Source organism: Aquicella siphonis, from assembly GCF_902459485.1.
Lineage (GTDB): Bacteria > Pseudomonadota > Gammaproteobacteria > DSM-16500 > DSM-16500 > Aquicella > Aquicella siphonis.
Window position 1 is genome coordinate 1633280 of the sequence record NZ_LR699119.1, and the last position, 15937, is coordinate 1649216.

Below are 15937 nucleotides of genomic sequence, written 5' to 3' on the forward strand. Positions count from 1 at the left end.
ATCTCAGGGCTTACACGCTTCCGCTTTTAACTGATAAATCAGATCCAGTGCCTCCTTGGGGGTCAGGTGATCCGGGTTGATATCGTGCAGCTGCGTGATCACCGGGTGCACTTGCTCCGCCTGCGCGAACAAATCCCGCTGTTCAGGCACAGGTGCATGCTGCGCGACCTGGTGGTAGGCTTCATTTTCCAACGCCTGTAATTTCTGCTTGGCACGCTGAATGACTGAGCGCGGCACACCCGCGAGCTGCGCGACCTGGATTCCGTAACTCTGATTGGCCGGCCCCGGCTGCACGGTGTGCAGGAAAATGATTTTATCCCCGTGCTCGGTCGCATCCAGATGCACGTTTTGCACGGTGGAAATTTCATCGGAAAGAGAAGTCAATTCAAAATAATGCGTGGCAAACAAAGTGAAAGAACGCACGCCTTGCGCGAGATAATGCGCACACGCCCAGGCCAGCGACAAACCATCGAAAGTACTGGTACCGCGTCCGACTTCATCCATTAACACCAGACTCTGCGCCGTGGCGTTATGCAGAATATTGGCCGTTTCCGTCATTTCCACCATGAAAGTCGAACGCCCGCTCGCCAGATCATCCGCGGCACCTATGCGCGTGAATATTCTGTCCACCGGCCCAATGGTCACCGCGGCAGCCGGCACAAAACTGCCGATATGCGCGAGCAAAACAATCAGCGCGATCTGGCGCATGTAAGTGGACTTTCCGCCCATATTGGGGCCGGTGATAATCAGCATGCGCTGTTTGCTGTCCAGGTGTACGTCATTGGGAACGAAAGGATGCGACGACACGTTTTCCACCACAGGATGGCGGCCGCCGGTAATGTGAATACCCGCTTCTTCTGATAACTCCGGACGCGTCCAGTTCAACTTCGCAGCACGCTCCGCGAAATTAGCCAGCACATCGGCTTCCGCAATCGCGCCAGCGGATTCCTGCAGACAGGGAACACTGGCCGCAAGCTGTTCCAGCAGCGCCTCATAAAGCATTTTCTCACGCGCCAGCGCACGGTCACGCGCACTCAATGCCTTGTCTTCAAACTGTTTGAGTTCCGGCGTGATAAAACGCTCCGCGTTCTTGAGCGTTTGTCTGCGCACATAATCCGCCGGCACGGCCTGAGCCTGCAGGCGGCTGATTTCGATATAATAACCGTGCACGCGATTATAACCGACCTTCAGCGTGGATAATCCCGTGCGCTGTTTTTCCTGCTCTTCCAGTTTCATCAGATAATCGCCCGCGTTTTCACTCAGGGCGAGCAATTCATCCAGTTCCGCGTCGTAACCGCGGGCGATCACACCGCCGTCGCGTATGGTCACGGGCGGATTATCAATGACTGCGCGCGCAAGCAGGTCATGCAAGTCCGGGTACTCACCAATCGCCTGTTTTAACACCCGCAAACGCGCAGCAGAAAAAGCCTGTAATTGCCGCTGCAACTCCGGCAGACGCGCGAGCGCCGCCCGCAGCGCGGTCAGATCACGCGGGCGCGCGGTCTTCAAGGCAATGCGCGCAAGAATGCGCTCCAGATCCGCCATGCCGCACAAGCTTTGACGCAGGCCGGCATAACCATGCTCCGCGAGTAATTCATCGACTCCATCCATGCGCTCATTCAATATCCCGCTGTCACGCAAAGGACGGTTAATCCAGCGCTTTAATAACCTGCTGCCCATGGCTGTGCGCGTCTGGTCCAGCACGGACACCAGCGTATTTTCTTCACTGCCCGCAAGATTTTTCACCAGTTCCAGATTCTGCCGTGACGCCGCATCCAGGATCAGGCTGTCTTCGCGTCTTTCCACCTGGATACTGCGGATGTGCGGCATGGCGGCGCGCTGGGTTTCCCCGGCGTATTGCAAAAGACAACCCGCCGCGCACAATGCCGCGCGTAAATCGTCACAACCGAATCCGCTCAAATCATGCGTCTGCATTTGCTCATTCAGCAGCCGCACCGATGTATTTTCATCAAACTCCCAGGGTTGACGGCGCCTGACCTGATGCTCGTACACCCGCACAATGGGATGTTCCCATTCATCGCTGATCAGCAGTTCCGCAGGTTTCAGCCGCGCCAGTTCGCTGGCCAGCGCCTCTTCCCCCGTCACTTCCAGCAGATGAAAACGACCTCCGCTGATATCCAGCACCGCCATGCCGTAGACCGCGTCACGCGCATGCAGGGCAAGCAGCAAATTATCCTGATGATCTTCCAGAAAGGCCGCGTCACTAACCGTCCCGGGTGTAAGAATTCTCACGACTTGCCGCTCTACCGGGCCCGTACCGGCTTTAGGATCGCTCATTTGCTCACAAATGGCGACAGACAAACCCTGGCGAATCAGTTTCGCGATGTAGGATTCGGCGGAATGAAACGGCACGCCCGCCATGGGGATGGGTTTTCCGGCAGACTGGCCGCGCGCAGTCAGCGTGATATCAAGCAAACGCGCAGCTTTTTGCGCGTCATCGAAAAACAATTCGTAAAAATCACCCATGCGGTAAAACAACAAAGTATGCGGATATTCCGCCTTGATGCGCAGGTATTGCTGCATCATGGGTGTGTGTTCGCGCTGTGTATCCATCATCGACAAAGCCATGACCGTGTTCCAGTATTAATGAGACCCGAATTGTAAGCGATTATAATAATATGCAAAGATATCATTCCGTCATGAATCGCTGCATGACGCGATATTGTACGTTTATTATGCTTTAAATAAAGTACAATCAGTGCTTGCCTGATACAAACGAAGGACGTCGCGGCCAGGACAGGAAAAGCGTCGAGTACAGGGATGTACGATCCTGAGTTGTATCAGGCAAGCACTGGTCGTACTTATTAACAGGTATATTTACCCCTCCATAAAACAAAGGTAAAGAACATGATTGAGACGCTCAAAAAACTGGTATTGGAAACCGCCCGGACCCTGCAGGAACGCGGCTATATCCTGACCACCGCCGAATCCTGCACCGGCGGCGGGCTGAGTTACTGGCTCACCAGCGTGCCTGGCAGCTCAGACTGGTTTGACCGCGGATACGTCACCTATAGCAATGACGCCAAAACAGAAATGCTGCAAGTGGATCCCGTCATCCTTGAAAACCAGGGCGCTGTCAGCGAAGCGGCGGCGAGAGCCATGGCGGAAGGCGCCTTGAGAAATAGTCGCGCAAATATCAGTATCGCGATTACCGGCATAGCGGGGCCTGATGGCGGCACGGCTGAAAAACCGGTGGGCACCGTGTGGATAGCCTGGAGTGGAAAATACTTCAACACTTTGGCGCAGCATTTTGTTTTCACGGGAGACCGGCAATCCATACGCCTGGCCTCCATGGCTTCGGCACTGGAAAAACTTATCGAGCTCGCCAGACTCCAGCGCAGCGCATGATAAATGTTATGATAGTTAAAGGCGCGGAATACTCACCACGAATTGTGAAGATGTTCATTGAACCGCGCCAGTTGTTGCTGCCATACACCTTTTTCACAACAGGAAGCTGCCATCATGAAACGGATTCTCATACACTCTCTGGCTATATTTATCTGCCTGCCCCTCGCGCTGGCCGTCCATGCCGCGAAAACCAAACCCGTGACGCTGGAAGTGATTGAAAAAGAGCTGGTCGTAAACGGCAAGCCCAGCCGGGTATTTGATGTCATCCAGCCCGATGGAACTTTTGGCTATACCGGAATCCGGGGAGAGTTATTTGACGTAACGGTGAAAAATAAAACACACGTTCCCCTGGCCCTGCACTGGCACGGAATCGTGGACCCTAATACAGAAGACGGCGTTCCCTATGTGACCCAGCTTCCCATCGCGCCGGGGAAAAGCTGGCATTATCAATTCCGCCTGAAACAGGCAGGCACGTACTGGCTGCATTCGCATTACAAATTACAAGAGCAAAAACTCATGGCCGCGCCGCTCATCATACATGAGCCGCAGGCAAAACCTGAAAAAGAAGCCTTGATGTTCATTCAGGATTTTACTTTCGGCGACCCCAGAGTCATTTTTGAAAAACTGCAATCCACGCTGAAAGACCAGCCGGCCGCAGCCCAGTCCAAAGACAAGAAGAACGCCATGAAAATGAACATGTCCGGCATGGCAAAACCCGATCTCACGGATGTCAAGTTCGATGCCTACCTGACCAATCACCGCACCCTGCAAAATCCCGAGATCGTGCGTGTCAAACCGAAAGAAACCATACGCCTGCGCATTATCAACGCGTCAGCCAGCAGTAATTACTCTATCAACCTGGGCTCGCTAAGCGGAAAACTCATTGCCGTGGACGGCGAACCCATACAACCTGTCACTGGCTCGCGGTTCCAGATCCCCATAGGCGACCGCCTGGATATCCGGGTCACCCTGCCGGCAGGTGAGCACGCTTATCCCATACTGGCCCTGCCGGAGGGTACGCGCCAGCAGACAGGCCTGATTCTCGCCACCGCCAAAGCCGATTTGCCATCTCTCCCGGAAACCACCGCGCAAGCGAACCCGGCGCTGGATTATTCCCAGGAATTGAAAACGGTTACTACTAACCCGATGAAATCCCGCCCGGTTCAGCAATCCCTCCCCTACACCCTGGGCGGCAACATGAGCACTTACACATGGACAATGAATGGACAAGAGTGGCCTGATATCAAGCCTTACACCGTCAAGCCCGATCAACGCACCGAATTAGTCTTCGTCAATCAGACCGGCATGGCTCACCCCATGCATTTGCACGGTCATGTGTTCCAGATTTCAGAAATTAACGGAAAAAAAATCACCGGCCGGAAAGGCGACACCATTAATGTCATGCCGCACTCCACCGTCAAAGTCATTTTTGATACCGCCAATCCCGGCATCTGGATGCTGCATTGCCACATTCTTTATCACCTCGCGGGCGGCATGATGACCACCATCAATTATGACGGCTACCCGGACCGGTTTACCGCGAAACAACGCAAAGAAGGTGAAAACCTCTACGAACAATCTCCCTTCCCCCAGACTGGCAATGCAGGCAAATAACTGCGCCGTCCCGCGGCCTGGCCGCGGGAACCGCCGCCGGTTTTCTTGCACAAATCACTTTCCTGATTCAGGATTACAGGTTATAAATAAGGTCTCCCCTGTTCCTCGCCAGAGGAAAACCCACCAGCAACAAAACATATAAGGATTACTATATGGAAGAAAACAAGAAAAAAGCCCTGGCTGCAGCATTAAGCCAGATTGAACGCCAGTTCGGCAAAGGCTCGGTCATGCGCATGGGCGATGACGCGGCCGACATGCCTGACATTGAAGAAATATCCACCGGCTCACTTTCGCTGGATATTGCTCTCGGTATCGGCGGCTTGCCCAAAGGGCGTATCGTTGAAGTATACGGCCCGGAATCATCCGGCAAAACCACTCTCACGCTGCAAGTCATTGCGGAATGCCAGAAAAAAGGCGGCACTGCGGCATTTATAGACGCAGAGCATGCCCTGGATCCCAGTTATGCCAGACGCCTGGGCGTCAACGTCGATGACTTGCTTATTTCCCAGCCCGACACCGGCGAGCAGGCATTGGAAATAGCCGACATGCTGGTCCGCTCCAGCGCGATTGACGTGATCATTATTGACTCCGTGGCTGCTCTCACACCCAAAGCGGAAATCGAGGGTGAAATGGGTGACCAGCACATGGGCCTGCAGGCACGCCTGATGTCCCAGGCATTGCGCAAGCTGACTGCGAACATCAAGCGTTCAAACACCCTGGTCATCTTCATTAACCAGATCCGCATGAAAATCGGCGTCATGTTCGGCAACCCTGAAACCACGACCGGCGGCAACGCGCTTAAATTTTATGCTTCGGTGCGTCTGGACATACGCCGTATCGGCAATGTCAAGGAAGGCGATGAAATCATTGGCAGCGAAACCCGCGTCAAGGTGGTCAAGAACAAGGTCGCCCCGCCCTTCAAACAGGCTGAATTCGACATCTTGTACAACCAGGGTATTTCGCGCGAAAGTGAAATCATCAACCTGGGTGTCCAGCTGGGGCTGATAGACAAGTCCGGCGCTTGGTTCAGCTATAACGGCCAGCGCATAGGCCAGGGCAAGGAAAACGCCCGGCAATACCTGAAAGAGCACGCGGCAACCGCGGGTGAAATCGAAGGTAAAATACGCGAAATCATGATTAACCCTCATGGCGGCGCCGCACGCACCGCGCAAACAGACGAAGCTGAAGAGCATGTCGCCTGACCATTATGGATACCCGCGGCATCAAGAAAAGTGATACTGAAAATATCCGGCGCGTTATTCTAGGCTGGCTGGCGCGCCGGGATTACTCCAGATTCGAGTTGACGCAAAAATTGAAATCCAAAGGTTATCCCGCTGAAGACAGCGCCAGAATCCTGGAGGAACTGGTGCAGACAGGGCTGATTAATGAACAGCGTTTTACAGAAAATTATATCTATTGGCGCCGCGGAAAAGGTTATGGTCCGCTGCGCATCTCCATGGAACTGCAAGCGCGGGGCATTCCCGCCGAGATGATTGCAGAACACCTTCATATCACCGATAATGCATGGCTTGATCATATCAACAAGGTATGGCAGAAACACTTTAAAAACAGGCTGCCTGCCGATTATAAAACCCGCGCCAGGCAAATACGGTTCCTGAATCACCGGGGTTTTACACGAGAACAAATTGAAAGTGTGTTTGATAGTGATGATTAAAACCGGTTTACAAATCCGGCTTGCACAACCAGGCAGAACATGACCCATGAGCAGCCGCAAGGGGAAACCGCATGATTGCACAACATGATTGCGTAAAAGAGTTCCGCCAAAAGTAAAAATGACTTTGTATTTTTTCGTCCAGATTAAGTGAAAAGTATGCCCATGAAAAAACACTATACCAGCAGCAATGATATCCGCAGCCAGTTTTTGGAATATTTCCACGAGCACGGCCATGAAATTGTACCCAGCAGTTCGCTGGTGCCGGGCAATGACCCGACCCTGTTGTTTACGAATGCGGGCATGGTGCAATTCAAGGATGTTTTTCTGGGGCTGGAAGCAAGGCCTTATACACGGGCGACGTCATCACAACGCTGCGTGCGCGCGGGCGGCAAGCATAACGACCTGGAACGGGTAGGTTATACTGCGCGTCATCACACATTCTTCGAAATGCTCGGCAACTTCAGTTTCGGCGATTATTTCAAACGGGATGCCATTCGTTTCGCGTGGGAATTTCTGGTGAACAAACTAGGTCTTCCGCCGCAAAAATTGTGGGTCACGGTGTACGAGGATGACAAGGAAGCCGAGGAAATCTGGCTCAAGGAAATCAAGATTGATCCCGCCCGGTTCAGTCGCTGCGGCGAACACGATAATTTCTGGTCCATGGGTCCCACCGGCCCCTGCGGGCCCTGCACGGAAATTTTTTACGATCACGGGCCTGACATCGCCGGCGGACCGCCCGGCAGCGCAGAAGCAGACGGCGACCGGTACATTGAAATATGGAATCTTGTATTCATGCAATATGATCGCGCGGCTGATGGCACGCTTACGCCCCTGCCCAAGCCTTCCGTTGATACCGGCATGGGCCTGGAACGTATCTCCGCGGTCATGCAGGGCGTGCATAATAATTACGATACGGATCTGTTTCAGCCTCTGATCAAAACCGTCGCGCAACTGTCGGGCATCAACCTTCCCGAAGCATTTGCGCAACAAGCCAGGCTGCCGGAAATTTTCTCGCTGCGTGTCATCGCGGACCATATCCGTTCATGCAGCTTTTTGATTACAGACGGCGTGACCCCGTCCAATGAAGGACGAGGCTATGTATTGCGGCGTATCATTCGCCGCGCGCTGCGCCATGGCAGCAAGCTTGGACTGACCGGGCCCTTTTTCCATGCTCTCGTGCAGCCTCTCACCGACTTGATGGGACATGCTTACCCTGAGCTTGTCAAAGCACAATCCCAGGTGGAAAAAGTATTACGCCAGGAAGAAGAACAGTTCAGCACGACTCTTTCACAGGGCTTGAAACTGTTTGAACAAGTTGTGAACGAATTGCAAACCGATATCATTCCGGGTGAAACAGTGTTCAAGTTATATGACACTTATGGATTTCCCGCTGACCTGACTGCTGATATCGCGCGCGAGCGTAATCTGATGATTGATTACGACGGCTTCGAAGCAGCCATGTCCAAACAGCGCGAACGCTCACGGCAAGCCAGCCAGTTCACAACGGAATATACTGTCGCCCAGGAAGCGCAGCAGCCTACCGAGTTTACGGGCCATAAAAATTTACTGGCTGAAAACATTCCCGACACAGGTAAAATCCTTGCCCTTTACCGTGATGGAAAATTTGTTGAAACATTGAATGCCGGCGAGAAAGGTTCCATCGTACTGGACCGTACGCCATTCTACGCCGAGTCCGGCGGACAAGTCGGCGACCAGGGAGTGTTGCGCATCCATCATCAAAGCATATTCAAAGTGCTGGATACCATCAAACAAGCCCATACTCACCTGCACCTCGGCAAGCTGGAAAAAGGTTCGCTGCGCATAGGCGACGAAGTGATAGCGGAAGTGGATGCGAAACGCCGTGCCGCCACGGTATTAAACCACACCGCAACTCATCTGCTGCATATGGTGTTAAAACAGGTGCTGGGTGAACACGCGATACAGAAAGGATCTCTGGTTGAACCCGAGCGCCTGCGCTTTGATTTCTCACACTCCGCACCGCTGACAACAGAGGAATTACGCAAGATTGAGCAGCGTGTGAATGATGAAATACGCGCCAACCATGCCGGCGTGGTGCGCGTGTCCTCTCCGGAAGAAGCCATCGCCAGCGGCGCGGTCGCCCTGTTTGGGGAAAAATATGGCAGCAAGGTGCGGGTCGTCCATTTTGGCCCGTCGGTAGAATTATGCGGCGGCACTCATGCCGACCATACAGGTGACATAGGCATTTTCAAAATTTCTGCAGAAACCGGCATTGCTGCCGGAATACGCCGCATCGAAGCAGTCACAGGCGACGCGGCATTGCGCCATATTGAAAAGCGCGAAGATGAGTATAAACAAAAACTTTCCCAATCCGAAGAGCGCATACACGCACTGGAAAAAGACATACAGCAATTGAAGGACAAATTGGCCAGCCTCTTCAGCCGTGATCTCGCACTTCAGGCACAAGACCTGGACGGCATGAAAATCCTGGCCACCGTTGTGGAAGGCCTGGATGGGAAAGCCCTGCGTAACGCCATGGATCATCTCAAGCAAACGCTGGGTTCGGCTGTCATCGTATTAGCCACGGTAAAGGAAAACAAGGTGGGCGTGGTGGGCGGCATCACACCTGATCTGACGGACAAGCTGAATGCAAAGGAAATCGTGGGCATGGTTGCCGCGCAAATCGGCGGCAAAGGCGGCGGCCGCGCTGATCTGGCCGAAGCAGGCGGCAATAAGCCTGAAGCGTTGGAAAAAGCATTACAGTCTGTTTACACTTGGGTGAATGAGCGTATAAAACATTAACAATAAGGCACTGGAACATGGCCCTGATTGTACAGAAATATGGTGGAAGTTCAGTCGGCAACCTGGACCGTATTCACCATGTTGCCGAAAAAGTCATTAAAGCCAAACTCGAAGGGCATCATGTTATTGTCGTGGTATCGGCAATGTACGGAGAAACCGACCGGCTTATCGGCCTTGCCAATGCTTTGACGCAAAATCACGATCCCCGCGAATACGATGTTCTGATTTCCAGTGGTGAGCAGGTTTCCATGGCTTTGCTAAGCATGGCCCTCAACGCCAAAAACTGCCCCGCCCGTTCCTTCACTGGCCCGCAGATCGGGATTTATACTGACAGCATTCATACCAAGGCACGCATTCTGGAAGTCAAAACGGATATCATACAGCGTGAACTGCAACAGGGGCGGATTGTCATTGTTGCAGGCTTTCAGGGAGTCAATGAGTACGGCGACATCACCACCCTGGGCCGCGGCGGTTCTGACACAACCGCAGTCGCCATTGCCGCCGCCGTCAAAGCGGATGAATGTCAAATTTATACTGATGTGGATGGCGTCTACACCACCGACCCGCATATGCTCCCGGAAGCGCGGCTGATACCGCAAATCAGTTTTGAAGAAATGCTGGAAATGTCCAGCCTGGGCGCAAAAGTATTACAAATGCGGTCTGTAGAATTAGCCAGCAAACACAATATGCCTATTCGGGTACTTTCAACCTTTTCTGACGGATCAGGCACCCTGGTGACTTTTGAGGATAAAATTATGCACAAACGTTTGGTCTCCGGTATCGCCTTCAGCCGGGAGGAAGCCATCATTTCCCTGTCCGGCATTCCCCGCCGGATAGGAGTGGAAGGGTTGATTCTGGGCAAAGTCAGTCAGGCAAATATTGAAATTGACATGATCGCCCAAAACGCCAGCCTCGAAGGCAAGTCAGACTTCACTTTTACCGTGCAAAGACGGGAATACCCCAAGGCATTGAAAATCATAGAAGAATTGGCAGCTGAACTAGGGGCGGTGACAGTCAAGACCAACTCCAAGGTCGCCAAGCTTTCCCTGGTGGGAATAGGCATGCGTTCGCATACCGGCGTTGCCAGCACCATGTTCAAAGCTCTTGGGACTGAAGGGATCAACATCCAGATGATTACGACTTCCGAAATCAAAATATCCGTGGTGCTGGACGAAGATCACCTGGAAAAAGGCGTGCGGGCAGTCCACCAGGCTTTTGAACTGGACAAACCACACCAGACCGTGGAGCAGTCATTTTTTGAATAAAAAAATGCAAATCCTATTTGCAGAATTTCATTTTATTGTTTACTATTGCACACCTTGAAAGTCGCTAAGGGTAAGAAAACAGATAAAGTTACAACAAGGTTCACGCTCCTCTAGAGAAGCCTGATAAAATAAATAGAGGGGGTAACACTCTGCCCTATAGAAATATATATAATGCACCGAATGGACTAAACGGGGATATAAGTAAACTTAATGGACAAGGCAGTTTTTAAAAAGGAGATGGATAATGCTCATTTTAACAAGACGTGTGGGTGAAACCATAGTCATTGGTGACGACGTCATCGTTACTGTACTTGGTATTAAAGGTAACCAGGTGCGTATCGGCATCAATGCGCCTAAAGACGTTTCAGTTCATCGCGAAGAAATATATCAGCGAATTCAACAAGAAAAGAATACAACTCCTGTTGCCAAGCAAGAGGAAACTGCGCCCGTTGTTACAACTGTCAAAAAGAAACGCGAACCCAAGATAGATAAAAATGAAGGCAATAAAGAGTAATCCAGGCTGTTAATGATTTACTATTGGCTGTGATAAATCAGCGCACAGCCGTTAACCGGCAGATATGATAGCCGGACCAGGTTTTGGAGAGGTGGCCGAGAGGCTGAAGGCGCTCCCCTGCTAAGGGAGTATGGGGCCTAAAGCTCCATCGAGGGTTCGAATCCCTCCCTCTCCGATAAGTGATGCAGGACGCACCACTGCAAGTTTGCAAGGTGTCTAGTTTCTAAAACGCGCCCGTAGCTCAGTTGGATAGAGTACTTGGCTACGAACCAAGGGGTCGGGAGTTCGAATCTCTCCGGGCGCGCTCTAAAAGCTCGAAGCTTGTCCATGTTTTGATTTACCGAATGCGCCCGTAGCTCAGCTGGATAGAGTATCTGGCTTCGAACCAGGTGGTCGGGAGTTCGAATCTCTCCGGGCGCGATAAAAAAGGATAATCACCTCACAGAGATGGTTATCCTTTTTTTTGGGATCGGTTTAGACAGATTCGAACTCCCGACATATAAATATCCAGTTCGACAAAATCGCATTAGCGATTTTGCCAGGAGCGCAGCGACTCAATCTCTCCGGGCTCGCTTATTAATCAAGCACTTACAGGTATATCCTTACCCTCAGACGGATGTAGGGAAATTGTCACGCTAACCTTGCTCGCCGCTTCCTTTAGGTTGTCACTACTCAGATGCGCATAACGCAAAACCATCTCATAAGATGACCATCCTTCTAACTGCCGTAACTCTTGCAAGGATGTTCCATTTTGAACATGCCAGCTTGCCCAGGTATGACGCAAGTCGTGCCAGCGGAAGTTTTCTATCCCTGCCCGCTTCAAGGCTTTCTTCCAGGCTTGGGTATTACACTGGAGAATTCGGTTACCCTTGTAGGTAAATATATATTCTGTGTGCTTGCCAATCTGCCTTCGGATCACCTCAACCGCTGAATCATTCAGGGGCACAGGAATGGCCTTGCTCGTCTTCGATTCATCAGGATGAACAAGCGCATGCCTTTTGTTTTTTGCGGCTTTTGATACCAGCTTTTTATAGCATCTTCAGAAAACCAGATAGTTAAATTACCACGATTAATTAAACTAAAATTGTAATCCTTCCAATTTCTTACTCGATACGCTATCTTCTTTGCCATAAGCGGGGCTTCCTTGTTTTCTTGTTTTATTGAACTTTTCGCAGAGCCAATCCTACAAAAAGTTCCCGCTTATTTCTATCTTATTCATTTTTCTAAATTATTTGCGCAACAACGCCCACCATGGCTTGTAACCTCCTTATCTGGAATAAAGGACTATACTTTTAAAAAATAGACGAGGATTAAAACCATGCTCTGGCGACAAGAATTTGAAAAATTAAAAGAAGCTCTCGAGTTAGAAAGAACTCTCAAAGGTAAATTCAGATTAGTTGAACATAAAACAGGGCTAGCTAGTACTGCTAATACAGATGTCACGGGAAATATCAAAGTGATCAATCTTGATACTTCGCAAACCCCACTTAAATGTGCCCTAAGTTACGCTTACGAACTTAAAAATCTCAATAATGCAGAAAAATATGAAAATCTAATTGAAAGAGCAAAAAAAGGTAGTATTTCAAGATCTAATTTTGTTAAAGAAATGATCAAAATTGAAGCGGAAGCAGCCTATTTTAGAGCTAAAGCGTTTTTAGATCTTGGGGGAAAAAGAGAAAATTTTCCGTACAACAAAGAATACTTACGAATTTTTGACGAAACAAAAGAATTAAGAAAAGAAGAAATAATAAAAAAATTTGCACAATACATCCTAGAAAATGGGAAGGTGAGACAGCAATTCGCTGCCAAAAAATATTATGTTGACAGCTTTGATTATTATTCAGGTAAAAAAATGTGGCCAAGTTTTTACGACAAAAAGCCAAAAGATGTTGTTCTCGTTAAGCCTGCTAATGACGACTACTTTGTTGAGTTGAAAAAACCAAAAGGAAGAAAAGTTAAGTAATTGATCATTGCCAAAAAATAAATATTAAAATCATTCCACAGCCCTCTAAATTTAGAGGATCTTCTCCAAACTATATTAATAATTACACACAATGAAAACGACGGAATATAGACACAATCAAAATAATACCGAGATAAATAACTGTTAACAACCCCACAAACAATAAAACATATAATAAATACTTCAACCACGCAGCTATACTTGGGGCTGGAATAACATCTATCACCCCAGCCAGACCCTCGTCTGATTTAACATACGTGTTAATTTCACTATACGTAGTTGGAGCAAAATAAAGATAAGAAATTGTTATTTGCTCGCCAGGAACCAAAATTGGAAAAATAATTTCCTTACCCCCACTCGGTAAACTTGTTACCTCATATTTCGTGTTTGGATAAATATTATAATTTGGTAATGTCTTGTGACCTAACCTAACATTTCTTGCCGATAAACGACCCGAATTCCTTACAACCACTGCATTCGTACCGACATACATTGTGGAAATATGGGCATCACATGAACGAATATCTACATAAATATCCTCAGAAACTTCCTGTAATTGAGTCAAACTTTCCGTAAAAATTAGGCTATTATATTTATCTGGAGAATTTGATTTTGTTAACTTTGTATCTCCGTCCACATTCAATCCATAAATCCAAATATTATTATCGTTCTTAATAAGCATTGGAAGTTTATCGCCATATTGCGTATCCAAATTTACTTTATTAGGTTCAGCTGTTGATGACATTAGATAGAAGGAATATTTAGTATTTGGAATTCTATGTGCTGACACATGCCCATAATAAGCAATTAACCGTGGCTTATTTTGAAAATTCTTATTTAAAAAAAGGCTATAAATGCAGTAATCAATGGCGCTGCAAAGGTAGCAAACAACTTCCAATCCATATTCAATTCATCCTATTTATGCTTATGCAACTTCGTGTTTTGATAATTTATCATTCACGATCAAATGTGGTCTCATTTTGAGTAAAGCAAAGATATGAGCAATAGTCGCTAGGGTCAGGTTAGCTTTGCCACTTTGTATATTAGAAGCCTGTGTCGGACTAATATTTAAACGACGCACAAGCTCATTAAAACCAATTTTCTCTTTTGCCATATAACTAGCAACTGCACTAGAAACATCCTCTTGCAAAGATCGTAGAAACTCCATTTCTAATTCTGCTAATTTTTCGATTTCTGCAATTTCAGATTGATCTAATCTTTTCTCAAGATATTCTTGGAAACTTTTCGCTTTCATTGTCATTACTCCTCTTTATCCCGAGTTAGCTGATTAAGGCGATCACGTGCAATATCGATATCCCTATCTTGTGTTTTTTTATCTCCTGCATGCATCATTAAAATTATTTAATTCTTTAAAAAAGTATAATAAACCCTAAACTCATATTTACGTTCTCGTAATTCAAATAATCCCTTTTTTAAGCCGCGACTGTGAGGTAACTTAAGCATATTTCCACATAGCTCCAATAACTTTAGCTCTTTAGCAACCGATTTAAATTGCTCTTTAGTCAAGGAGTCAAACCACCGCTCTATAGGACTTTCGCCTTTATTATCACACCAATATTTAAGCTCCCACTTACATTCCTCTTGGTTCACGTGCTTTTTCCTTATCTTAAGTATAATACATTATAGTACATTATATTATACTACTCAAGTACCTGAAGTATTTATTAGCGATACCACATTGATTTGGTTGATATATATGTTGGTATTTTTTTTAATGAGAAAATTAATATTAATCTAAAATCAATAGCTTATTCATAAATGTGATAGCACACACAGCCACTGCATTACCCAACGTGATCATAGTTAATGTTTAACCCGTGTGCTCTAAAAACTGTGTAGGGAATTTGTCACATAATCAACACGGTTTTACCTGTATTTACATTGATTTTCAATGGTTTTGCTAATGCCCATCAGTCGCAAGATGTTGATTTATAATAAATATATAATCCGACTACTCTGGCTTCGAACCAGGTGGTCGGGAGTTCGAATCTCTCCGGGCGCGATAAAAAAGGATAATCACCTCACAGAGATGGTTATCCTTTTTTTGTTGGGATCGGTTTAGACAGATTCGAACTCCCGACATATAAATATCCAGTTCGACAAAATCGCATTAGCGATTTTGCCAGGAGCGCAGCGACTCAATCTCTCCGGGCGCGATAGAAACAAAAATGCCCTCCACTTGGAGGGCATTTTTGTTTCTATACCGTAACTGTTCAATCATGTACATTGCTGAGCGGTTACGATGTGATAGACTTGGATGATACTTTTGACCCAAAGAAAGAGATGAATTAACAATGTATACATTAAAGGGTGCTTGTCATTGTGGTAATATTAAGCTGGAATTTAATACGCCTAAATCACCACAAGCGCTTTGGCTGAGAAAGTGTTCATGTTCATTTTGTCATAAACAGGGCAATATCAACGTGGCGGATCCAGAAGGTTTTTTAATAATCAAAATAGAAAATAAAGAAAATACTTTCTTTTATCAAATGGGTCATAAAACCAGCGATCGTCTTTTTTGCGGTACTTGTGGTGTGTATATTGGTGGGCTGATGACCTATGAAGGTAAGTCGGTCTGTGTTCTAAACGCTAATACACTGGACACCGACAATAACCTCAGTATGCCAACGGAAATCAATGTATCGGCTCAAACCCCAGAGGAGAGAATTCTGGGAAGAATGAGCAGATGGATGCCTTTTGAAATTGTCTAAGCTGGTTTGGTTCCGATCGGATCA

At 48.2% G+C, this 15937-nt stretch carries 14 protein-coding genes, 3 tRNA genes and 1 pseudogene; 12 read left to right on the plus strand and 6 right to left on the minus strand.

All coding sequences use genetic code 11. The annotated features are described in order from the left end of the window. Positions 1-3: 3 nt before the first annotated feature. Positions 4-2589, minus strand: coding sequence for a DNA mismatch repair protein MutS (gene mutS / locus AQULUS_RS07650; RefSeq protein ID WP_232051858.1), 2586 nt, complete (start codon positions 2587-2589; stop codon positions 4-6). A 279-nt stretch (positions 2590-2868) separates the two neighbouring features. Between mutS and AQULUS_RS07655 the strand changes: the two genes are divergently transcribed. The 10 genes from AQULUS_RS07655 (at position 2869) to AQULUS_RS07700 (ending at position 11638) form a co-directional block, all read left to right on the plus strand. Continuing rightward, positions 2869-3369 (plus strand): CinA family protein, encoded by a 501-nt coding sequence (locus AQULUS_RS07655; protein ID WP_148339481.1) that lies wholly within the window; start codon positions 2869-2871, stop codon positions 3367-3369. A 114-nt stretch (positions 3370-3483) separates the two neighbouring features. Further along, entirely contained in the window at positions 3484-4983 is a 1500-nt protein-coding gene (locus AQULUS_RS07660) for a multicopper oxidase family protein (RefSeq protein ID WP_148339482.1), read from the plus strand. Between the two features lie 152 nt (positions 4984-5135). Then, the gene (gene recA, locus AQULUS_RS07665) at positions 5136-6185 is read left to right on the plus strand and encodes a recombinase RecA (RefSeq protein ID WP_148339483.1); all 1050 of its coding nucleotides are present in this window, start codon (positions 5136-5138) and stop codon (positions 6183-6185) included. 5 nt (positions 6186-6190) lie between these two features. After that, complete coding sequence (locus AQULUS_RS07670; RefSeq protein WP_148339484.1) at positions 6191-6658, plus strand: regulatory protein RecX; 468 nt, start codon at positions 6191-6193, stop codon at positions 6656-6658. 162 nt (positions 6659-6820) lie between these two features. Beyond that, positions 6821-9439, plus strand: a complete 2619-nt coding sequence (gene alaS, locus AQULUS_RS07675) for an alanine--tRNA ligase (RefSeq protein WP_148339485.1) — start codon at positions 6821-6823, stop codon at positions 9437-9439. 17 nt (positions 9440-9456) lie between these two features. Beyond that, complete coding sequence (locus AQULUS_RS07680; protein WP_148339486.1) at positions 9457-10704, plus strand: aspartate kinase; 1248 nt, start codon at positions 9457-9459, stop codon at positions 10702-10704. 244 nt (positions 10705-10948) lie between these two features. Next, positions 10949-11218, plus strand: coding sequence for a carbon storage regulator CsrA (csrA, locus tag AQULUS_RS13145; RefSeq protein WP_148339487.1), 270 nt, complete (start codon positions 10949-10951; stop codon positions 11216-11218). An 85-nt stretch (positions 11219-11303) separates the two neighbouring features. Next, positions 11304-11393, plus strand: a tRNA-Ser gene (locus tag AQULUS_RS07690). 55 nt (positions 11394-11448) lie between these two features. Beyond that, a tRNA-Arg gene (locus AQULUS_RS07695) sits at positions 11449-11522 on the plus strand. Positions 11523-11564: 42 nt separating this feature from the next. Then, a tRNA-Arg gene (locus tag AQULUS_RS07700) sits at positions 11565-11638 on the plus strand. 160 nt (positions 11639-11798) lie between these two features. On the opposite strand, the pseudogene AQULUS_RS07705 reads toward AQULUS_RS07700, so the two are convergent. Both AQULUS_RS07705 and AQULUS_RS07710 read right to left on the minus strand, forming a co-directional pair. Next, positions 11799-12218 (minus strand): annotated as a pseudogene (locus tag AQULUS_RS07705) (site-specific integrase); the annotation flags it as partial. Continuing rightward, positions 12155-12349 (minus strand): hypothetical protein, encoded by a 195-nt coding sequence (locus tag AQULUS_RS07710; RefSeq protein ID WP_148339488.1) that lies wholly within the window; start codon positions 12347-12349, stop codon positions 12155-12157. The gene AQULUS_RS07710 and the pseudogene AQULUS_RS07705, both read right to left, overlap by 64 nt. 187 nt (positions 12350-12536) lie before the next feature. On the opposite strand from AQULUS_RS07710, the gene AQULUS_RS07715 reads away from it, so the two are divergent. Then, positions 12537-13181 (plus strand): hypothetical protein, encoded by a 645-nt coding sequence (locus tag AQULUS_RS07715; RefSeq protein WP_148339489.1) that lies wholly within the window; start codon positions 12537-12539, stop codon positions 13179-13181. A gap of 82 nt (positions 13182-13263) precedes the next feature. On the opposite strand, the gene AQULUS_RS07720 is transcribed toward AQULUS_RS07715, so the two are convergent. The 3 genes from AQULUS_RS07720 to AQULUS_RS13040 all read right to left on the minus strand — a co-directional run bounded on the left by AQULUS_RS07720 (position 13264) and on the right by AQULUS_RS13040 (position 14792). Beyond that, positions 13264-14079 carry a hypothetical protein gene (locus AQULUS_RS07720; RefSeq protein ID WP_148339490.1) on the minus strand — a complete coding sequence of 272 codons (816 nt, stop codon included), beginning with the start codon at positions 14077-14079 and terminating at the stop codon, positions 13264-13266. A 27-nt stretch (positions 14080-14106) separates the two neighbouring features. Continuing rightward, the gene (locus tag AQULUS_RS07725) at positions 14107-14436 is read right to left on the minus strand and encodes a helix-turn-helix domain-containing protein (RefSeq protein ID WP_148339491.1); all 330 of its coding nucleotides are present in this window, start codon (positions 14434-14436) and stop codon (positions 14107-14109) included. Positions 14437-14543: 107 nt separating this feature from the next. Next, a complete protein-coding gene (locus tag AQULUS_RS13040; RefSeq protein ID WP_232051859.1) occupies positions 14544-14792 on the minus strand; it encodes a type II toxin-antitoxin system RelE/ParE family toxin in 249 nt (82 codons plus the stop codon). Between the two features lie 704 nt (positions 14793-15496). On the opposite strand from AQULUS_RS13040, the gene AQULUS_RS07735 reads away from it, so the two are divergent. Further along, positions 15497-15913 carry a GFA family protein gene (locus AQULUS_RS07735; protein WP_148339492.1) on the plus strand — a complete coding sequence of 139 codons (417 nt, stop codon included), beginning with the start codon at positions 15497-15499 and terminating at the stop codon, positions 15911-15913. Positions 15914-15937: the final 24 nt, after the last annotated feature.